This is a genomic window from Pseudomonas sp. MYb193, assembly GCF_002966775.1.
Lineage (GTDB): Bacteria > Pseudomonadota > Gammaproteobacteria > Pseudomonadales > Pseudomonadaceae > Aquipseudomonas > Aquipseudomonas paracarnis.
Window position 1 is genome coordinate 4724884 of the sequence record NZ_CP023269.1, and the last position, 19991, is coordinate 4744874.

At 60.3% G+C, this 19991-nt stretch carries 21 protein-coding genes; 12 read left to right on the forward strand and 9 right to left on the reverse strand.

Annotated features, from left to right (window positions below; all coding sequences use genetic code 11):
* Window positions 1-130: 130 nt before the first annotated feature.
* The 3 genes from CLM72_RS21610 to CLM72_RS21620 all read left to right on the forward strand — a co-directional run bounded on the left by CLM72_RS21610 (window position 131) and on the right by CLM72_RS21620 (window position 2776).
* Window positions 131-1300 carry an MFS transporter gene (locus tag CLM72_RS21610; RefSeq protein WP_105228068.1) on the forward strand — a complete coding sequence of 390 codons (1170 nt, stop codon included), beginning with the start codon at window positions 131-133 and terminating at the stop codon, window positions 1298-1300.
* 54 nt (window positions 1301-1354) lie between these two features.
* Window positions 1355-2305, forward strand: coding sequence for a hypothetical protein (locus CLM72_RS21615; protein WP_105228070.1), 951 nt, complete (start codon window positions 1355-1357; stop codon window positions 2303-2305).
* A 90-nt stretch (window positions 2306-2395) separates the two neighbouring features.
* Complete coding sequence (locus CLM72_RS21620) at window positions 2396-2776, forward strand: helix-turn-helix transcriptional regulator (RefSeq protein WP_034128484.1); 381 nt, start codon at window positions 2396-2398, stop codon at window positions 2774-2776.
* Between the two features lie 110 nt (window positions 2777-2886).
* On the opposite strand, the gene CLM72_RS21625 is transcribed toward CLM72_RS21620, so the two are convergent.
* The 3 genes from CLM72_RS21625 to CLM72_RS21635 all read right to left on the reverse strand — a co-directional run bounded on the left by CLM72_RS21625 (window position 2887) and on the right by CLM72_RS21635 (window position 6428).
* Window positions 2887-4422 carry an amidase family protein gene (locus CLM72_RS21625; protein WP_256595222.1) on the reverse strand — a complete coding sequence of 512 codons (1536 nt, stop codon included), beginning with the start codon at window positions 4420-4422 and terminating at the stop codon, window positions 2887-2889.
* 144 nt (window positions 4423-4566) lie between these two features.
* Window positions 4567-5103, reverse strand: a complete 537-nt coding sequence (locus CLM72_RS21630; RefSeq protein ID WP_252730672.1) for a hypothetical protein — start codon at window positions 5101-5103, stop codon at window positions 4567-4569.
* A gap of 266 nt (window positions 5104-5369) precedes the next feature.
* Window positions 5370-6428 (reverse strand): MBL fold metallo-hydrolase, encoded by a 1059-nt coding sequence (locus tag CLM72_RS21635; protein WP_105228072.1) that lies wholly within the window; start codon window positions 6426-6428, stop codon window positions 5370-5372.
* A 122-nt stretch (window positions 6429-6550) separates the two neighbouring features.
* Between CLM72_RS21635 and CLM72_RS21640 the strand changes: the two genes are divergently transcribed.
* Window positions 6551-7177 carry a TetR/AcrR family transcriptional regulator gene (locus CLM72_RS21640; protein WP_105229186.1) on the forward strand — a complete coding sequence of 209 codons (627 nt, stop codon included), beginning with the start codon at window positions 6551-6553 and terminating at the stop codon, window positions 7175-7177.
* A 326-nt stretch (window positions 7178-7503) separates the two neighbouring features.
* Window positions 7504-8823, forward strand: a complete 1320-nt coding sequence (locus CLM72_RS21645) for a PAS domain-containing methyl-accepting chemotaxis protein (RefSeq protein ID WP_034128572.1) — start codon at window positions 7504-7506, stop codon at window positions 8821-8823.
* 25 nt (window positions 8824-8848) lie between these two features.
* On the opposite strand, the gene CLM72_RS21650 is transcribed toward CLM72_RS21645, so the two are convergent.
* Window positions 8849-9733: a LysR family transcriptional regulator gene (locus tag CLM72_RS21650; RefSeq protein ID WP_105228074.1), complete on the reverse strand. Its 885-nt coding sequence runs from the start codon at window positions 9731-9733 to the stop codon at window positions 8849-8851.
* Window positions 9734-9812: 79 nt separating this feature from the next.
* Here CLM72_RS21650 and CLM72_RS21655 point away from each other — a divergent pair, with 79 nt between their 5' ends.
* Together CLM72_RS21655 and CLM72_RS21660 are read left to right on the forward strand one after the other, a co-directional pair.
* Window positions 9813-10520 carry a CTP synthase gene (locus CLM72_RS21655; RefSeq protein WP_105228076.1) on the forward strand — a complete coding sequence of 236 codons (708 nt, stop codon included), beginning with the start codon at window positions 9813-9815 and terminating at the stop codon, window positions 10518-10520.
* Entirely contained in the window at window positions 10517-10837 is a 321-nt protein-coding gene (locus tag CLM72_RS21660) for an antibiotic biosynthesis monooxygenase (protein ID WP_034128487.1), read from the forward strand. Before CLM72_RS21655 ends, CLM72_RS21660 begins: the two co-directional genes overlap by 4 nt.
* A 130-nt stretch (window positions 10838-10967) precedes the next feature.
* On the opposite strand, the gene CLM72_RS21665 is transcribed toward CLM72_RS21660, so the two are convergent.
* Window positions 10968-11291: a DUF2025 family protein gene (locus tag CLM72_RS21665; protein ID WP_014719621.1), complete on the reverse strand. Its 324-nt coding sequence runs from the start codon at window positions 11289-11291 to the stop codon at window positions 10968-10970.
* A 232-nt stretch (window positions 11292-11523) separates the two neighbouring features.
* Here CLM72_RS21665 and CLM72_RS21670 point away from each other — a divergent pair, with 232 nt between their 5' ends.
* From CLM72_RS21670 to CLM72_RS21680, 3 genes are all read left to right on the forward strand, one after another.
* Window positions 11524-12651 carry a glycerophosphodiester phosphodiesterase gene (locus tag CLM72_RS21670; RefSeq protein ID WP_105228078.1) on the forward strand — a complete coding sequence of 376 codons (1128 nt, stop codon included), beginning with the start codon at window positions 11524-11526 and terminating at the stop codon, window positions 12649-12651.
* A gap of 94 nt (window positions 12652-12745) precedes the next feature.
* On the forward strand, window positions 12746-13051 hold the full coding sequence (locus CLM72_RS21675) for a PepSY domain-containing protein (protein WP_014719623.1): 306 nt from the start codon (window positions 12746-12748) through the stop codon (window positions 13049-13051).
* Window positions 13052-13196: 145 nt separating this feature from the next.
* Entirely contained in the window at window positions 13197-14216 is a 1020-nt protein-coding gene (locus CLM72_RS21680) for a transporter (protein ID WP_057975143.1), read from the forward strand.
* Between the two features lie 324 nt (window positions 14217-14540).
* On the opposite strand, the gene CLM72_RS21685 is transcribed toward CLM72_RS21680, so the two are convergent.
* From CLM72_RS21685 to CLM72_RS21695, 3 genes are read right to left on the reverse strand one after another with little or no spacing between them, the layout of a single operon-like run.
* Complete coding sequence (locus CLM72_RS21685) at window positions 14541-15515, reverse strand: biotin-dependent carboxyltransferase family protein (RefSeq protein ID WP_105228080.1); 975 nt, start codon at window positions 15513-15515, stop codon at window positions 14541-14543.
* On the reverse strand, window positions 15512-16390 hold the full coding sequence (locus CLM72_RS21690) for an allophanate hydrolase subunit 1 (protein WP_105228082.1): 879 nt from the start codon (window positions 16388-16390) through the stop codon (window positions 15512-15514). Before CLM72_RS21690 ends, CLM72_RS21685 begins: the two co-directional genes overlap by 4 nt.
* 56 nt (window positions 16391-16446) lie before the next feature.
* Window positions 16447-17205: a 5-oxoprolinase subunit PxpA gene (locus tag CLM72_RS21695; protein ID WP_105228084.1), complete on the reverse strand. Its 759-nt coding sequence runs from the start codon at window positions 17203-17205 to the stop codon at window positions 16447-16449.
* A gap of 105 nt (window positions 17206-17310) precedes the next feature.
* Between CLM72_RS21695 and CLM72_RS21700 the strand changes: the two genes are divergently transcribed.
* On the forward strand, window positions 17311-18228 hold the full coding sequence (locus tag CLM72_RS21700) for a LysR family transcriptional regulator (RefSeq protein WP_014719628.1): 918 nt from the start codon (window positions 17311-17313) through the stop codon (window positions 18226-18228).
* Here the strand turns inward: CLM72_RS21700 and CLM72_RS21705 are convergent.
* Window positions 18225-19121, reverse strand: coding sequence for a LysR family transcriptional regulator (locus CLM72_RS21705; RefSeq protein ID WP_105228086.1), 897 nt, complete (start codon window positions 19119-19121; stop codon window positions 18225-18227). The two genes, CLM72_RS21700 and CLM72_RS21705, sit on opposite strands and share 4 nt — an antisense overlap.
* Before the next feature lie 106 nt (window positions 19122-19227).
* Between CLM72_RS21705 and CLM72_RS21710 the strand changes: the two genes are divergently transcribed.
* Window positions 19228-19986 carry an SDR family NAD(P)-dependent oxidoreductase gene (locus CLM72_RS21710; RefSeq protein WP_054896722.1) on the forward strand — a complete coding sequence of 253 codons (759 nt, stop codon included), beginning with the start codon at window positions 19228-19230 and terminating at the stop codon, window positions 19984-19986.
* The last annotated feature ends 5 nt before the right edge of the window (window positions 19987-19991 follow it).

The window sequence follows — 19991 nt, forward strand, 5'->3', positions numbered from 1 at the left end:
TAACGGTGGGTCAGCTAAAACAATGTTGGCTGTTACTCCGCTATCGCAGGCAAGCCAGCTCCCACACTCAATCTGCGTTCGCTGGTGATCTGAGTCGTGTAGGTAAGAATCACAAGGAGCGCACCCCACCGTGGCCACCTACTCCCTGGTAATCCGTCGCCTGATGATCTGCTCGGTGACCATCGTGGTCAGCCGTGCCATGACCAGCCCGTTGCTGGCCCTCTGGCTGAGCACACGTCTGGGCCTCAACCAACAGGACATCGGCCTGCTGATGGGGGTCGCCGTGTTCATCGCCACGCTCCTGGGTTTGTACGGCGGCTACATCATCGACCGCCTGGAAAAGCGCAAGCTGTTGATCCTGGCCATGCTCTCCAGCTCCATCGGTTTTTTGTTGCTGACCTTTGCCAGCAACCTCTACCTCACCACGCTGACCCTTGTTGTGACTGAAGCCGCGTCAGCGCTGTTCCTGATCGGCTCCAAGGCGATCATCAGCGAAAACCTGCCGGTGGGTGAGCGCGCCAAGGTGTTTTCCCTGCGCTACACCCTGACCAATGTCGGCTATGCCACGGGCCCGATGTTGGGCGTAGTGATTGCCGGCCAATTGCCGTGGGCACCGTTTTTGATCGCCAGCGCCATTGCCTTTGGCAGCCTGTTCCTGATGATCGGCATTGCGCCGACCCAGCGCGACGACAGTCATAAGCCTCAAAGCTTCCTCAGCACCTTGCGCACCTTGCGCAGCGACCGCACGCTGATCCTCTTCACCAGCGGCAGCCTGTTGAGCACCATCGTCCATGGGCGCTACACCCTGTATCTGTCGCAGTTTTTGCTAGTGGCCTACACACCCGACCAGGCACTGAAAATTCTGTCTGCGGTGCTCGCCTGCAACGCCATCACCGTGATTTTGATGCAGTACCAAATCGGCCGATTTCTCAAGCGCGAGCAACTGCGCCATTGGATCGTGCTGGGCACCCTGCTGTTTATTGCCGGGTTGGTCGGCTTCAGCCAGGCGCACAGTCTGCTGACCTGGTGCCTGGCAATGTTCGTGTTCACCCTGGGCGAGATGATCATCTACCCCTCGGAGTTCCTCTTTATCGACACCATCGCGCCGGATGCACTACGGGGCAGTTATTACGGCGCACAGAACCTGGCCGCGTTTGGCGGGGCCATGAGCCCGGTGATTTGTGGCTATCTGCTGATCAATGCGGCGCCCACCAGCATGTTCTTTGCCCTGGCCGCACTCACGGCCATGGGCGGCACCCTGTGTTTCTTGAGCGGGCGACGCGTGGCAGTTTCTTGCTGATATTTACGCAAGATCCGGCTATTAATAGCCAAACCTCTGACGGACCCGAGCCCTATGAAATTCGACACGGCCTACAGCCTGAGTCTCGACGACAAGCTGTCGATCTACGACGTGCGAGATCTGAATTTCGATGAAACTACCGCCTTCGATTCCGACAAGGACAGCTTCCTGTGCCCCAACGACGCCTGCCGTGCGGCGTTCGATAGCGCCAATGCGTTGAGTACTTTCAACGCCAAGAACGTCAACTACCAGCGCACGCCGCACTTCAAGAACAAACCCGGCACGCGGCATATCGACGGCTGCCGCTATGCCGGCAGCCATAAACCTGCGATGGGTGAAAATGACGACGAGCGTGAGGAAAATTTTCCATCGGAACTTGTGCTGACGCGGCGACTGTACGAGCCTAGAACGCCGGTAGTCGGCACCGCTGGAAGCGTCCTGCAGGAGCCGACGAAAGTGCCCGCAAACTGCGCTACCACCTCTTCTGGCAGCAATGACTCGATCCCGGACAAAACCAGCGTATTCGCACACCCAGTGGAGTGCTACGTGTCCAACATCGATGACAAGGACAAGCTCAAGGCAATGCCTTTGAAGATCGGTGAGCACACGGCGACCTACTGGGCATTCTTCAAGAAGATTGAATACCTGCAAGACAACCAGGGTTTGATTTACTGGGGCAAGATCAAGACCATCAAAGACTACACCAGCAGTTTTCGCATCGACTTCGAAAAGAAGGTGTGGCTCGACAAAAAGCCCTATTCGGTAAATGTCTACCTGAGCAAAAAGCTTATCGAAAACTACCGCAAGCGCACGGCATTCCTGGAACAGATCAAGGCGGCAGCCAGCAGCGAGCGGCCGCTGTATTGCTTTTTCTACGGGGTCACGCCGCAGCTTGTGCAGGTGCCCAGCCAGAAAAAACCCGAGCAGACGTTCGGGGTATTCAGCGCCAGGATCGAGAACCTGGATCACCTGATTATTCGTGAGGCACCAGGGCTGGAATCATAAGGGGTTGCAACGCCAGTGGATGAGCGGTAGAAACAACTGTACAAAAACACAGTATAGTTGCGCCTCCCCTGTCGAACCTGGAGAAACCCCATGTCCTCTCTGGCAATGAGTTCTTTCGTAGAACAACAGATCGTCTTGCATCAATTCACCACCAAACACTGCGCGCAGGCGCGCGTCATGCTGGGCTGGAGCCGCGAAGAGCTGGCTCGCCAGGCTGGCGTGGCGGTGCAGGCAATTGAGAAACTGGAAGGCCACGGAGACGTGGACGATGAAACTCGTTTGATCCTGGCGTTTCGCCTGGAGGCCGAAGGGCTGGTATTTTTCCCGGGGTTCGCGCCGGGGTGGGGGATGAGTGCGCGGCGGCTTGATACCGCCGCAGCGCAACCTTCTGCGCAAGGCCTCATCTCCCGGTTGATGGGTTCAACCACCGCAACCATTGACTCACAAACGCCTCAACCCAATGGTGCGTAGAGTCCAGGCGTTTCTCCGGGCACCTCAATGGTTTCAAATGCACCCGTGGCGGTCGATTGAACCCTGGCACAACCTCTGCGAGGCAGCCGTCTGCAGAGGCTGATTCAAACTCAAGTGTCAGTAGTCTCAATCAAGCCATCTGTACTGGCAGGTGTCGGTGTGAAGGGAGCACCTGGGAGAAAAGCCGGTTTTTGAATGGCCTGTGAGGCTTGTTCATAACCATAGGCGACTGACAGCAAGGTGGCTTCACTGTTGGCGGAGCCATACACGTAAAGTGCCGTGGGCATGCCGTCTTCATCCATGCCTGACGGAACGGATATGCCTGGGTACCCGGCCGCAGCGCTGAAAAAATAATTGTCGGACTGGAAGTTCGACACCATGGCGTCGAGCTTGTGCTCCTTCATGGGGTCATCAATGGTGTTCTGAAATATAGGAAGAATGGCTTTCCACAGCGCATCGCGATCTTTCTTGCTGGTCTGCACCCCATTGATCATTTCCAGCAGTTTCTGGTCAGGCTCACCAGGTTTTTGGGTGCGGTTGATAAAAGCAATCAGCTCAGAGAGTGATTTGACCGGCAAACCTTCTCGCCCAGCCAGGTAGTCTTCCAGCGCTTGCCTGACGTCCGAGAACAGCGCGTTGTTATAATCGACATAGGTTTGTTCGGGGACGCCAGCATCCAACCGCGCCATCGGCACCAGAATCGCCCCTTGGGCCTTCATCACGTCGAGCGCCGCCTCATAATGCTTGCGGTCTGCTCGCTTGGCCGGGTCCTTGGCCTGCTCAGCGGACAACTCAGGTAAAGGGGTATAGCCAATTCGCTTGTCCTTCAAGGCGTCGGAGCGCAGGCCCTTGGTGTAGGCAGTGGTCTCGGTCATTGCGTTAAGCACTTCTGCCGCATCACAGATATTGCGGGTAAAAGTCCCCACCGCATCCATGCGAGTGCTGGTCATGACGCCTTCGGTACTGACCAGGCCCGTTGTTGTTTTCAGGCCAAACACACCGTTGTAGGCGGCGGGGCTGATGATCGATCCGTTGGTTTCCAACCCCAGTGCCACAGGCACATGCCCTTGGGCGACCGCCACTGCCGAACCCGAACTCGACCCAGCCACCGGCCCTCCGAGTCGATGAGGGTTCAGCGTCTGGCCACCTCGGGAGCTCCAGCCATCCACAGGTAATAGTGACCGAAAGTTGGACAGCTCACTCATGTTGGTTTTCCCCACAATCACCACTCCGTTCTTCAACAAATTGTCGACAACCTTGGCGGTTTTAGTGGCCGGCGTGCCCACCAAAGCCTTCGAACCTGCACTGGTCTGCATGCGGTCGTTGGTTTCGAAGACATCCTTCAGCGCTATCGGCACCCCATGCAAGTGCTTGAGTACGCGGCCATTGGCACGTTCCTGGTCGCGGGCCTTCGCCTGCGTCATGGCATCCGGGTTGGTTTCCAAAAACGCATTGCCGCCCTGTAGCCCACGATCAATATTGGCAATCTGCTTGAGCGAGTCCCTCAACAGTGACTCTGAGGTAACGCCGCCTCCTTGGCCCATCTCCACTGACATCTGGCGGGCACTCTTGAAACCTTGCACAGGGTTTGCAAGTTCCTGAAGCAGGCCTGTTGCCCATCCGCTTACCGAAACTGGTCCGATCATGAAGTTCCCCTCTGTCTAACTGGATGTGAGCGTTATCGGTCGATAACACCGCACCAGTCTAAGAGCCGACACCCCATCACTATTTCGGGCGAATCCTGCTGCTGCGCCCTACTCTTCCCAGCTCGACGTAGTCTTCAATAACCTCTATGGCCGTAGCTGGCGGTAAGCGCGTACCAGTGCCGCCAAACGATCACCTGCCCAGCGTGCACTGTAAAACCAGACTCTGGAGCCATCCTCCAGGGTTTCACACACCGTGGGGTATCCGCTTCTCGAGGCGTTATGAAAGGCGGCTTCTGGATCTTCCGACACCAAGGCATCCAGGCGAAGGGCTGCCACCCGCTCATCGATTTCACGACAGGCCTGCTGACCGTCGCCGCTGCGCTGCATGTCCACCGCTACCCATTGGACACCGGCCCTGCGCAGGATGTCGAAGACTCGGTGCAAGGCCTCACTGTGTTCGACCCGTTCAACGTGATTGCCCTGCACATAGCGCTCGACATACCCGACCCGATAGCCCGTCAACGCCCGCGTGGCGGTGAACGTGGTGTTATTCAACACGAGCGGTACCTCTACCATCACTGGTTCGGTAGGGTCCTCGCCGCTGAGGGCGACAAGTGATAGCGCGGGGTCACGCACCGGCCGTAGATGGGGCGCCAGGGCGTTATACCCAGGGACGAGCATGGCGCCCGCAGCCTGCTCGGTGCCAAAGACAATAGAGGTGGGTGCTGCATGGGGTGGTGAAGCGGGTACGTCGGCGGCGTTCATTGGCGGGGGTAGCGGTTGGGCTGGGGCACAAGGCACCCCTATTTTCCAAAGCTTCTTACAGTGGCTGTCCATCGAAACATCCTCCCGGAAATAAAATTCCCGCGGGATCATCGCACTCTCATTTGCCCTTTGTCGCAGAGCAGAAATTCGATGAAAAACTCTTTTCCAAGCGGGCCATCGACTCAGCTTGCTGCGTGTTCGTTGACCGGTTGAGGCTCCACTTCCAGCCACCAGGCCTGCCCGCGCTCGGGCTGGTTCAGGCGGAACGCCTGGCCCATTGCCGGAGTGGTGATCGAGACATTGCGCTCCCAGGCCAGGGCCATGATGCGGTCGAAGGGCTCGTGCCAGGCGTGGAAGGCCAGGTCGAAGGTGCCATTGTGAATCGGCAGCAGCCACCGCCCTTTCAGATCGATATGCGCCTGCAGCGTTTGCTCCGGCTGCATGTGCACATGGGGCCAATCGACATTGTAAGCGCCGGTTTCCATCAGGGTCAGGTCGAAAGGCCCGTACTGCTCGCCGATGCGTTTGAAACCGTCGAAATAGCCAGTGTCGCCACTGAAAAATATACGTCGCGTAGCGTCGATCATGACCCATGAGCACCACAGGGTCTGGTTACCATCAAACAGGCCGCGCCCTGAAAAGTGCTGAGCCGGCGTGCAGACAAAACGAACGCCATCGACTTCGATGCCCTGCCACCACTCCAGCTGGCGCACTTTGCTGGCGTCTACGCCCCATTTGACCAGCGTGTCACCCACGCCCAGGGGCGCCAGGAAGTAGCGGGTCTTTTCGGCCAATTGGACTACCGCTTTGCGGTCGAGATGGTCGTAATGATTATGGGAAAGGATCACCGCTTCCAGCGCTGGCAGCTCATCAAGACTGACGGGCGGCTGATGAAAACGCTTGGGGCCGGCCCAACTGAATGGCGAGGCGCGTTCGGCAAACACCGGGTCGGTGACCCAGAATTTACCGCGAATTTTCAGCAGTACGGTCGAATGGCCCAGGCGATAAACGCTGTGATCAGGTGCGGCCAGTAACTGCTCGCGGGTCAGTGGCTGCACCGGAATTTGCCCCACCGGCCGGGTCGTGCGCGGTTTGTTGAACAGCATGTTCCAGAAAATACGCAGGGTCTTGCCCAAGCCACCGTGTTGCACCGGGGCGTCGTTGCTGAAATGCCCCAGGCCCTGTTCGGCAGGCTTGGGCGCCGAAGGCGCCGGGTCGAGACGGGTTGAAATAGTGGCCATGACGATGTGACTCCGGCGGTCCGCTCAAGTATTACACTGCACAGTGTAGTTTCTAGATTGCAACAAAATCCGGAGCAAGTAAACTGCCCGGTGTAATTTCATTGTTGAGTCGAATGCCTTCCATGACTGCCCCCAAACGCCTCACCGAGCGTAAACGCGAAGCCATCGTGGCTGCGGCGATTGCCGAATTTCGCGAGCACGGCTTCGAGGTCACCAGCATGGACAAGATCGCCGCTACTGCTGGCGTTTCCAAGCGCACGGTGTACAACCATTTCCCCAGCAAGGAAGAACTGTTCGCCGAGATCCTCCACCAACTATGGGCCAGCAGCGTTGCCCAATTGGACGTGATCTATACCAGCGACCGCCCGCTGCGCGACCAACTGCGCACGTTGCTGGAAGCGAAAATGCAGATGATGTCGGACGCCAACTTCCTCGACCTGGCACGCGTAGCCATTGCTGCCACCATTCATTCGCCGGAACGCGCTCAAGACATGGTCAACCGCCTCAGCGCACGAGAAGAAGGCTTTACCCAATGGGTGCGCGCCGCCCAGGAAGACGGCCGTCTCACCTGCACCGACCCGGCGTTCGCCGCCCACCAGATCCAAAGCCTGCTCAAGGCGTTTGCATTCTGGCCGCAGATTACCCTCGGCCAGCCCACGCTCGACCCTGCCGCCCAGGCTGGTGTCATCGAATCAGCCATCGACCTGTTCCTGGCCGGCTACGAAGCCAGCACTCCGCCCTCACACTAAGGCGCGTTATTGCAGAGCGTTTTGGCGTATTCCACCCGTTGCGTGGTCGCCCATCCGTCCTGAGTTGTCTGATGACACCTCGTCTGAAACTTCATTCGCCGGCCTGCCGCAATAGCATAATGCCGCCATTGGTCGCCTGGTCAAAATAGTCCTGCCTGACGGGCGAACTTCCAGGTCGGTTGATCACTCTGACACCGTTGTTCTACCCCCCTCTGTCAGCATCAGGAAGCTGGCAATGAGCAAGTCAACCGTAAGGCCAGGGGCCCTACGGGGTCAGGCGCAAATACATGGACCCCGCATACGCTTGCATGCCCGAGCCCTCCACCATGCTATTCAACGCTCACAAGAAAACCATCAGTACCCTGCAACACAGCCTTGCCCAACAGACCAGCCTGCTGGACGCCATCGAGCGCTCCATGGCCGTGATCGAATTCGACCTGCAAGGCACCGTGCTGCGCGCCAATGACAACTTCATCAAGACCATGGGCTACCGCGCCGAACAGATCCTGGGCCAGCCCCATCGGATGTTCTGTACCCCGGCGTTCGCCCGCAGCGCTGACTACAACCAGCTGTGGACGCACCTGCGCAACGGCCAATTCCAGTCGGGCACCTTTGAACGAGTAGGTGCCAACGGCGCCTCGGTGTGGCTGGAAGCCAGCTATAACCCGGTACGGGATGAGGCGGGAAATGTGATCAAAGTGGTGAAATACGCCATGGACGTCACCCCGCGCCTACAAGCCGAAAGCGAAGCCAACGCCAAGCTCGAAGCCATCGACCGCGCCATGGCGATGATCGAGTTCAACCTCGACGGCACCATCATCACCGCCAACGGCAATTTCCTGCAGCGCATGGGTTACAGCCTGGCGCAGATCCAGGGCAAGCATCACCGCCTGTTTTGCACGCCCGAGCTGGCCAACAGTGCGGCCTACAGCGAGTTCTGGAAGCGCTTGAACCAGGGCGAGCTGTTCAATGGCCAGTTCGAGCGGGTGGATAAACACGGCCAGGTCGTGTGGCTGGAAGCCAACTACAACCCGGTGTACGACGCCAGCGGGCGCCTGTGCAAAGTGGTGAAGTTCGCCTCGGATGTCACCGCCCGCGTGCTACAGCATGCCGCTGACGCACAGAGCGCCGCCCAGGCTTACCACCTGTCGTTGAACACCCAGGAGATGGCGGAAAAAGGCGCCGAGGTGATTCAGAAAACCGCCAGCGGCATGCGCGAAATTGCCGTGGATATCGACACTTCTTCGCAACTGATCGCCAAACTCGGCGAACGCTCGCAACAGATCACCGCCATCGTCAATACCATTCGCGGCATTGCCGACCAGACCAATCTGCTGGCCCTCAACGCCGCCATTGAAGCCGCCCGCGCCGGCGAGCAGGGCCGTGGCTTTGCCGTGGTGGCCGATGAAGTGCGGCAACTGGCGGCGCGCACCAGCGGCTCCACCGCGGAAATCTCCGGCATGATCGCCATGATCCAGGACGAAACCCGCCAAGCCATCGACAGCATGGACGCCACCCGCGACCGCGCCGCCCAAGGTGTGGAGCTGGCCAACCAGGCCGGCACGGTGATCCTGCAGATTCGCGAAGGCACCGGCGAAGCAGTACAAGCGGTAAGTGCGTTTGCCAATGAGCGGGGCAATCGCTGAGCCATTGGCGCTGGCTGTCTGCAGGTTAACTCCGCAGCCAGCGCACATGCCGCCCCAGTTCATCAAATAGCGTCACCACCGAGCGTAACGCCCGGCAATCAGGCCGCGTCAACAACCACAGCGCCGTATCGTGCCCTGCCAGCGCAGGGCCCAGCGGTTGCAGGCCATCGCCCATCAGAAAATCCGGCAGCGCCGCCACGCCCAACCCCGCGCGCACTAATTCGGTCACCGACTGCATGCTGTTGCACCGATAACGGAGACGCACGCCCGGCAAATGCTCACGGCGCCAGATGACGGTGGGGTGATCGGGTAAAAAATCGTCCGGCGCGATCCAGGCCAGGTCGGCCCACTCATGGTCTGGGTGCAGGCGCGCATAGTCGGCACTGGCACACACCTGATAGGTCACCGCCCCCAGGCAACGTCCGACAAGATGCGCTGGCGGCGTCCTGGTCAGGCGCAGGGCGATATCCGCATCGCGGCGGCTGAGGTTGGCGAAGTCATTGGAGGTGCTCAGTTCCAAGGTCAACGCCGGGTAGGCCGGCATGAACTGCGCGAGGGCCGGCAACAGCAAACCTTGCAACACCGAGTCGGTGCAGGTCAGGCGCACGGTGCCGCTGATGACTTCACCGCCCTGTTCCACACCGATGCGCGCGGCCTCCAGCGCCTGCTCCGCACGCTCGGCCTGTTGGGCCAGGTTGCTCGCCAGGCTGGTGGGCAAATAACCGGCACGGCTTTTTTCAAACAGGGTCTGGCCCAGCGCCGCCTCCAGCCGCCGCACCGCACGGAACACCGTGGATACATCCACCCGCAGCAGCGCCGCCGCCCGCGCCAGGGTCCCCCCGCGCACCAGGGCCAGGATCAATGACAGGTCGGCGTAGTCGATTTGATAGTGCGTGACTGCATTGAACATGTGGGCAAACGCCAATATTGATTGCGTGAGCGCCAATCTATAGTGGGTATCACCCCACCACAAGTCATGGACGTACATGATGCCAACACCCGCGCTGCACCTTGCCCTGATCGGTGACTACAACCCCGATGTGACCGCCCACCAGGCCATTCCCATGGCCCTGCAACAGGCCGCCGACGTTCTGGGCCTGAACGTCCAAGTGCAATGGCTGGCCACCGACACCCTCACCTCCACATCTGCCCTGAGCGACTTCGACGGTTTCTGGTGCGTGCCCGGCAGCCCCTATCGCGATGTCGACGGCGCCCTGCGGGCGATACGTTTTGCCCGCGAACAAGATCGCCCTTTCCTCGGTACCTGCGGCGGTTTTCAACATGCCGTGCTGGAATATGCCCGCCATGTGCTCGGCTGGGCCGATGCCCAGCACGGCGAATTAATGCCGGATGCTGAACGCGCCGTCATCACGCCGCTGGACTGCTCCCTGGTGGAAGTGAGCGACACCGTACGCCTGGCCCCATACACGCGCATTGCCCAGGCCTACGGCAGCCTGGACATCCACGAGGGTTACCGTTGCCGCTACGGCATCAACCCCACCTTTGCCGACGCCCTGCTGGACGCCAACCTGATTCCCACCGGCCACGATTCGGCGGGCGATCTGCGCGCGGTGGAACTGCTCGACCACCCGTTCTTCGTCGCCACCCTGTTCCAGCCCGAACGCGCCGCACTCAAGGGCATCACGCCGCCGCTGACGATTGCGCTGCTCAAGGCCTGCCAGGAGGTATCGGTATGATCGCCAAGACACCCGCCCCACCTTATTACGCGGTGATTTTCAGCTCGCTGCGCACCGGCGCCGACCTGGGTTATGGCGAGGCCGCCACACGCATGCTGGAACTGGCCAGGCAACAACCGGGGTTCCTGGGGGTGGAATCGGCGAGGGAGGATGGACTGGGGATCACCGTGTCCTACTGGGCCAGTGAGGCGGCGATACTGGCCTGGAAACAGCAGGCCGAGCATCGGCAGGTGCGCGAGCAAGGGCGGGCCACTTGGTATGCGGCGTTTCACACACGGGTATGCAAGGTAGAGCGGGCCTACACCTTCTCCACTTGAATCACCGAACCCGGTGGGAGCTGACTTGCCTGCGATGCAGACACCTCGGTGATGCAGTGAAACCGCAGTGATACTATCGCAGGCAAGCCAGCTCCCACATTTGCTCGTCATCGTTAGTAATCGCGGACGCTCAGCTCACCAAACTACGCAACGCGCTGATCTGCGGGATCTCTACCCGGCGCATATACACGCGTAGCGGCTCGGTGATGTTGATGCGCTCGTCGATATTCTGGTCGAGCAACAACTGCAGGCGGGCTCGGCACAGGGTCATGGTGTGGTCGGCAGCCGGCAGCCAGACGAACTCGGCCGTGGGGATGATGCCGTCATCGGCCACGTCCATGCCGAATGAGTCTTCGCTGAAACGTACGATGTACTGGCCGGTCTTGCGGTTGAGGCCGACAAATCCCTGGAGTTGGTCGGCGGCCTGGCAGATAAGCTCTGAAGTGATGCGCATGGTAAACCTCACTGAAAAGTCCCACAGGGACTGGAAAGATGGTTTACACGCGTGGCAGAAATTACCGCCCTCTGACGGGGCAGCTACCCGTAAGAATACTGCAACCCCCTGCAAAAAAGTCGACAAAATTGGCCGGTGCGCACGTTAATGTCGGTTTGGTGATAGCGCCGTTCGCAATCAATTGTTAAAAAGGACACCTTCTCAAAGTTACCTCCACGAAAGGACTTCGCATATGCCTGTCACGTTTTCCAAAAGCGCCTTGCTGCTGGCGTTGATGCTCGGCCTTGGCCAGGCACAGGCTGCCGAACCGGTCAGCCCGGCCGAATTGGCGACAAACGAAGGCATCCCCTATCCTGCCGTGATCGCTCACCGTGGCGCATCCTACGACGCACCTGAATCCACCGCCGCTGCCTACAAGGTTGCACGCGACCTGGGCGCCGACTACCTGGAACTGGACCTGCAACGTAGCAAGGACGGCGTACTGTTCGCCCTGCACGACAACAACCTGCAGCGCACCACCGACGTTGCCACCAAGTTCCCCGAGCGCAAAGACGCGCCTGCCAACGAGTTCACCTGGAAAGAACTGCAAACCCTCGACGCCGGCAGCTGGTTCAACGCCGCCTACCCGGACCGCGCGCGCCCTGGTTTCGTTGGCCTGAAAATCCTGAGCCTGGACGACATCATCAAGATCGCCGAAGGCAACCCCTCGCACAAACCCGGCCTGTACATCGAGACCAAGGAGCCCAAGCAGTTCCCCGGTATCGAAGCTGACCTGAAAAACAAGCTGCTCGACAAAGGCTGGCTGAGCTCCGCCGGCTCAAAACTGGGCAAGAGCAACACCGGTGTCGGCCAAGGCAAGGGCCGCGTGGTGCTGCAAACCTTCGAAACCGCCAGCCTCAAAGAGCTGCAGAAAGAAATGCCCAACACCCCGAAAATCCTGCTGTTGTGGGTGGGTGAAGGCAGCATCGAACCCAAATCCAAAGTGACCTTCGCCGAGTCTGGCGAACCCACCAAGGCCGCCTACTACGCCAAGCAAGAGCCCAAAGACGCCGCCGAATTCGAAAAGTGGGTCGATGAAGCCAAAAGCCTCGGCGCCATCGGCACCGGCCCGTCGGCTGAGCTGACCGACCACGGCGACCAGAGCTACACCGACCTGGTGAAGCCGGAAATGAACAAGCTGACCCACGACAAGGGCCTGCTGGTGCATGTGTATACCGTGGATGAGCCGGTGGACTTCGAGAAGGTCATGAAGGCCGGCGTCGACGGCATCTTCACCAACCGCGCCGCCGAGTTGTTGAAGTTCTACAAGCGCTGGCCGTCGTCCAGCGTGCAAGACCTGCTCAACGACCATAAGTACTAAAAGCGTTGGTGTCAGTGAGCCATTAAGGCTGAGTTAAGTTGCGCTGGTTAATCTGGCGCCACTTAAACAGCTCAACCTAAGAAGGACATACACCATGAAAACCTTGACTGCCCTGTTCGCCGCTACTGCCCTGACCTTGACCGCCGGCCTGGCCCAGGCTGATGTCCGTCCAGACCAGATTCCTAGCCTGCTCAAGTCCGGTGAAGTGATGGCGTTCGAAAAGCTCAACGCCGCCGCCGTCGCCCAACATGCCGGCGCGACCATCAACGATACCGAGTTGGATCACGAAGCTGGCAAGCTGGTCTACGAAGTGGACCTGACCGACACCACCGGCAAGAAATGGGATGTGAAGCTCGACGCCAAAACCGGTGCCGTGCTGGAAAACAAGCAAGACACCTGAGTTGAACCTTGAAAAAACGCGCCACCTTCGGGTGGTGCGTTTTTTTATGCGAGCCTCAAACCGTCACATAACCGTCATACCGCCTTGCAATGATTCGCTCAGGAACCTGTGAAACGTCCTACAGGCCCTTTCTCTGCGAGTCGCCATGAACCACAGCATCGACCACGGCCATCAGGATTCCGATCTGTTTGGCCTGCTTTACGGTTTTCGTTTTCGCCCCGGCGAGAAAGGCCAGCAAATTGATTCCGCCACCGCCCTCGCCGCCTTGCAGCAACCGCCAGACCCGGAAGAATTCCTGTGGCTGCACCTGAACCTGGCGCACGCCGCCTGCGAGCGCTGGATGCAGGCGCATTTGTCACTGCCAGAAGAGTTTTTTGAAGCCTTGCATGAGGGCTCACGCTCCACGCGCATCGAGCATGTGGACTCGGCCTTATTGGCCGTGGTCAACGATGTGGTGTTCAACTTCAGCAGCATGGTCTCGTCGGATATTTCCACGCTGTGGGTGTGCGCGCGCAGCCGCTTGCTGGTGAGCGCACGCCTGCAGCCGTTGCACTCGGTGGATAAATTGCGCTCGTCGGTGAAGGCCGGCGAACACTTTCGCTCCCCCTTGGAGCTGTTGGTGCACCTGCTGCGCGACCAGGGCGAAGTGCTGACGCAGATCGTGCGCAAGACCAGCATCAGCGTTGACCAAATCGAGGATCAGCTGTTGTCTTCGCGCCTGTCCACCAATCGTGCCGAACTGGGCGCCGCCCGCCGCGTGCTGGTGCGCCTGCAACGCCTGCTGGCTTTGGAGCCGGGCTCGCTGCTGCGCCTGCTCAATCGCCCGCCCCAATGGCTGCAAAAGGAAGACGTGAAGGAATTGCGCAAATCTACCGAAGAGTTTGCGCTGATCATCAACGACCTGACCGCCCTGGGCGAACGCATCAAACTGTTGCAGGAAGAGATCGCCGCCAACCTCAATGAACAGAGCAACCGCACGCTGTTTACCCTCACGGTGGTGACGGTGCTGGCGCTGCCGATCAATATCATTGCCGGTTTTTTTGGCATGAATGTGGGTGGGGTGCCCCTGTCCCAAGATCCGGAAGGCTTCTGGATACTGGTGGCCTTGGTCGCAACTTTTACCCTGATCGCCGGGCGGTGGGCATTCCGCAAATTCTCAAATTGAAATGCCCCCCAACTGTGGGAGCTGGCTTGCCTGCGATTGCGGTGGATCAGCCAAGGCTGATGCAAGCTGACCCGCCGCTATCGCAGGCAAGCCAGCTCCCACAGGAGTTTGCGTTTATTCAGTGATGGAAGCGTCCAGCCATCGCCCTCACGATGCTGGCGCGGCCTTGATCACTGGCCAGTGGGCATTGCGCAAATGCTCAAATTGAAATGAGCCCAACTGTGGGAGCTGGCTTGCCTGCGATGGCGGTGTATCAGCCAAGGCGATGCAAGCTGACCCACCGCTATCGCAGGCAAGCCAGCTCCCACAGGAGTTTGCGTTTATTCAGTGATTGAAGAGTCCCGTCATCGCTTTGAGCCGCTTCTTGTACACCCGCCGCGCCTCCAAAGCCTCCTCGAGGCTCACCGCCACAAACCCCGCTCGCTGGTTGGGCTGCATCTGCCCGATCAAGTCCAGGTCGGCGCTGATCACCGTGCCAATCATCGCGTAGCCACCGCCCGACACCGCATCGCGGTGCAGCACAATCGGTTCCAGCCCGGCCGGTACTTGAATCGAGCCAATCGGGTAGCAACTGTCCACGATGTTGGAAGGATCGGAGCCGGCGCCAAACGGCTGTTCCCGCAGCTGGAAGCTCAACGCGCTGCCGCCCTTGAAGCGATAGCCAATGCGATCGGCCTCGGAGCCGACCGTCCACGGCTCGGCAAAAAAACTGCTTTTGGCCTCCAAGCTCAAGCGTTCGTAATACAGCCCCGGCACCACCCGCAACGTCACATCGCCGCCGACCGAACGCCGCAACGCCATCGGCAAGCTGTTGCCCGCACGCCCGGTGCCGCTGGCGGTACCGATCGGCAATTGATCGCCCTCCTGCAAGCGTCGGCCATTAAACCCGCCGAGGGCGCCGAGGGTGTAGGTGGAGCGGCTGCCGAGCACCAACGGCACGTCGATACCGCCGGCGACGGCGAGGTAGGTGCGTGCGCCGGCCTTGGGAAACTCGAACCGCAGCACCTGCCCGGCGCGTACGGCAAAGGCGGTATCCTGATGCACCACTTCACCGTCCAGGCGCGGCGACATCAAGGCGCCGCTCAAGGCCACCAGCGCGTCCTGCTGGAACTCCAGCGCCGGCCCGATCAGCGTGCATTCCAGGCCCGCCGCGCCCACGGGATTGCCCACCAGGTGGTTGGCCGCACTCAACGCGTATTGGTCCAGCGCCCCCGATGGTGGGATGCCCAAATGGTAATAACCTTCGCGGCCCAGGTCCTGCACGGAGGTGGCGAGGCCGGGTTTGAGGACCTTGATCATGCCAGCGCCTCCTGCAGTTTTTTCGGATAGCCGATGGGGTCGGCGAGAAAGGCATCCAGGGAAAACTCCACCGGGCGAATGCGCAAGTCGAAACGCCCGGCGTCCACCTCGGCGACCGCCAGGTCATATGCCTCGCGGTCCATCGGCTTGAACTGCACGATATCGCCAGGGCGGAAGAACACCATGTGCTCCTTGAGGTACGCCAACTGCTGCGCCGGGTCGTAGATCGGTGCCGGGGTAACGCCGAACATCTGATAACCGCCCGCCCCTCGCACTGAGTAGATACAGCCAAAGCAACCGCCATGGCCCAGGGTCAGTTTCGGTGTGTCGGTGCGTGGCCGCAGGTATTTGGGCACCTGCAATTGCCGCTCGCGTTCGACCATCTGGAACATGAACGGCAAGCCCGCGACAAAGCCGACCATCGACACAAACCACGGCGCGCCACTGTGGGCGGCGATGAACGCGTCCACGTCGGCCAGGCCATTGATGCGTGCGGCGTATTCCAGGTCTGTGCCGCTGGGGTCTTGGTGGCGGTCACGAAAGCGCATCAGGGTTTCGTGGGTCCAGGGGTCGTTATAGAGCACCGGGATTTCGATGATGCGCGTGCGCAAGGTGCGCTCAGTCACCGCCTGGGCTTCGGCGCTTTGCACGGCGTCGAGCAACGCGTGAGGCGCGATGCGGTCGGGGTCGAAGCGAATCTGGAACGATGCATTGGCCAGGCACACATCCAGTACGCCTTCCAGCGCCAGGCGCTCCACCGCACGGGTCACCGCCATGCCCTTGAAAAAAGCCTCCAGGGACATGCTGTCGCTGACCTCGGCAAACAGGTGTTCATCACCGCCGAAGCTGTAGCGGATGGGGGACGTTTCAGCCATGTCTGTTCCTCTTGGAATCTTTGTAGAAAGGCAGGCAAAAAAGTAAGGGTTGGATCTTATCGGGGTGTTCTGACGTCGATACCCGCCTGGTCCAAGGCTTCACGGGTAGCCTCCACCAGATCCAGGGCGCCAGGGGTGTCGCTGTGCAGGCAGATGGAATCGAACTCGATCGCCAGGTCTTCGCCTTCGACGGTACGTACCAGGCCGGCCTGACACGCACGCAAGACCCGGGCGGCCACTGTGGCTGGATCCAGCGCCCGCACATTGCGGGTAAACACGATGGAGCCGCTCAGGTCGTATTCACGGTCGGCATAGAACTCGCGCACCACCGGCTGCCCCAGTTCCTTGGCGATGCGCCAGATCACCGAGTTGGGCATGCAGTACAGCATCAGCGTGGGCTCAATGATTTGCAGGTTCTGCACCAACAGCCGGGCGGCCTCTTCATCACGGGCCAGGTGCATGTAAAGCGCGCCGTGAGGTTTGATATGTTGCAGGGTCACGCCTTGGGCACGGGCCATTTCACGCAGGGCACCGAGCTGGTAGAGCATGTCGTCCACCAGTTCCTGGGCCGGTGCGTTGATATGCCGGCGACCGAACCCCACCAGGTCACGAAAGCCTGGGTGCGCGCCGATGGCCACACCCAGTTGCTTGGCGCGCTCGACGGTGCGGCGCATGGTGCCGGGGTCGCCGGCGTGAAAGCCGGTGGCGATATTGGCCGAGCTGATATAGGCCATCAGCTCTGCGTCGACGCCGTCGCCGATGGTCCAGGGGCCAAAGCTTTCGCCCATGTCTGAATTGAAATCCACTGCCTGCATCGGGGTCGCTCCGCCAAAGGTGATGCCCGCAAAGTAGGCCGGGGCTTGACCCCTTGGGAAGATCTATTATCAGATGGCCCATCTTCTGAAAATCAGATATCGCTCATGTCCCTCACCTTGCGTCAGGTTCGCTACTTCGTCGCCACCGCCGAGATCGGCCAGATATCCCAGGCGGCGATTCACTTGAATATTTCCCAATCGGCGGTGACCACGGCGATCAAGGAGCTGGAAGCCATGCTCGGCGTGCAGTTGTTCGTGCGCTCGGCCCAAGGCATGAACCTCACCGACGCCGGACGGCATTTTCTGAACCGTGCCTATGTGATTGTGCGCAGCGTGGAGGATGCCCTCAACAGCCCGTTGCCGGACTACCGCGCCAGCGGCGTGCTGCGGGTGGCGGCCAGCTACACGGTGCTGGGTTATTTTCTGCCGCACCATTTGCAGCGCATGGAGCATTGGCATCCGGACGTAACCATCGAGGTGTTCGAACAGGAGCGCCAGGCCATCGAACAGGGCCTGCTCGACGGTCAGTTCGACATGGCCGTGGTGCTGACCGCCAACCTTACCCACGCGGATATCGTCTCGGAAATTCTGTTCAACTCCGAGCGCCGCTTGTGGCTGCCCAGCCATCACCCGTTGTGCGAACGCGGTGCCGTGAGCCTGGCCGACGTGGCCCAAGAACCCTACATTTTGCTCACCGTCGACGAAGCCGAACACAGCGCCATGCGCTACTGGGAACAGGCCGGGCAAACGCCCAAGGTGCGGCTGCGCACCAGCTCAGTGGAGGCGGTGCGCAGCATGGTTGCCAACGGCAGCGGCGTGGCGATCCTGTCAGACCTGGTGCACCGGCCCTGGTCCCTGGAAGGCAAACGCATCGAAACCCTGACCGTGACCGACCCGGTCACACCCATGAGCGTCGGCCTGGCCTGGCACCGCGAGCGTGCGTTTACCCCAGCGATGCAAGCGTTCCGGGATTACTTCCACGACGCGTTTCTGGCGCCCCAGCAGTTGTCGGCACGCCGTTAAAGATGAGCTTGCAGGGTGGCGGTCAACCAGTCCATGAACACCCGCACTCGCAACGGCAGATGCCGCTGGCCGGCGTACAGCAACGACACATCCAAGGGCGGCGCTTGGTAGTCGGGCAGCACCGCCACCAACTCGCCGCTGGCCAATAAGTCGCGTATGCCGAGCTGCGGCACCTGAGTGATGCCAAACCCGCCCAGGCACGCCGATTGATAGGCGTCGGTGCTGTTGACCGTCACCCGGCCTGCCATCGGCAGCCGCTGCACCTTGTTGCCCACCATGTATTCGAACCCGGCCGAGCGTGCGCCCAGCGGCCGCACGTAATGCACCAACTGATGATGCGCCAGGTCTGCCAGGGTTTTGGGCACGCCATACCGTTGCAGGTACGCCGCGCTCGCGCAGTTGACCATCGGCATGCTGCACACCCGCCGCGCTACCACGGTTTGATCGGGCTGGGCGCCGACGCGCACCACGCAATCAAAACCTTCGGCGATCAGGTCCACCTGGCGATCTGAACAGCTGATCTCCATGTCGATCAGAGGATGGCGCGCCATGAACGTGGGCAAGTTCGGCAAGATCAAGCCCCGCGCCATGACGTTGGGCATGTCCACCCGTATGCGCCCGGCCAATTGGGTTTCGTCCTGACGGAACAAACCTTCCAGCTCCTCCATATGCGCCAGCAAATCCTTGCTGCGCTCATACAACACACGACCATCCTGGGTCGCCTGCACCTTGCGCGTGGTGCGTTGCAACAGCCGTGCGCCGAGCAACTCCTCCAACGCCTGCACATGCTCGGATACCGTAGAGCGCGGCAAGCCCAGACTTTGACCGGCCTGGGTAAAACTCGACAACTCAGTGACGCGTACGAAGGTGCGCAGCAACTCAAGCTTGTTCATTAGATTGTTCGCCTTATCCGGCCAGTGATTCCGATATCAGCCTGTTTATCACGTTATGGCCGGACAAATACACTCAGTCCCACTCACCCCATTCGAGGACTGCACCATGACCCGTAAAATCGCACTCATCACTGGCGCCAGCCGTGGCCTGGGCAAAAGCGCCGCCCTGCACCTGGCTGCGCAAGGCATCGACATCATCGGCACTTACCACAGCGCAGCGGCTGAAGCCCAAGCCGTGGTTGCCCAGGTAGAGGCCTTGGGCGGTCGCGCCGCCATGCTGCAGCTGGACGTCAGCCAGAGCGCAACCTTCGATGCATTCGTTGGCCAGATCGGCACCCTGCTCAAGGATGTGTTCGCCCAGGAACATTTCAACTTCCTGATCAACAACGCCGGGGTTGGCACCTACGCAAGCTTTGCCGAAACCACCGAAGCCCAGTTCGACCAGTTGGTGGCGATCCATGTGAAGGCACCGTTTTTCCTTACGCAAAAACTGCTGCCGCTGATCAGCGATGGCGGGCGCATTATCAATGTCTCCAGCGGCCTGGCGCGCTTCAGCCTGCCGGGTTATGCCGCTTACGCGTCCATGAAAGGCGCGGTGGAAGTCTTGTCGCGCTACCAGGCTAAAGAGCTGGGCCCACGGGGCATTACCGTGAACACCCTGGCACCGGGTGCTATCGCCACCGACTTCGGCGGCGGTGCGGTGCGCGATAACACCGATGTGAATGCGATGGTGGCCAATAACACCGCCCTGGGCCGCGCTGGCTTGCCGGACGATATTGGCGGGGCGATTTCGACCTTGCTGGCCGATGGCAGTCATTGGATCACCGGCCAGCGGATCGAGGCGTCGGGGGGGATGTTCCTATAAGCGAC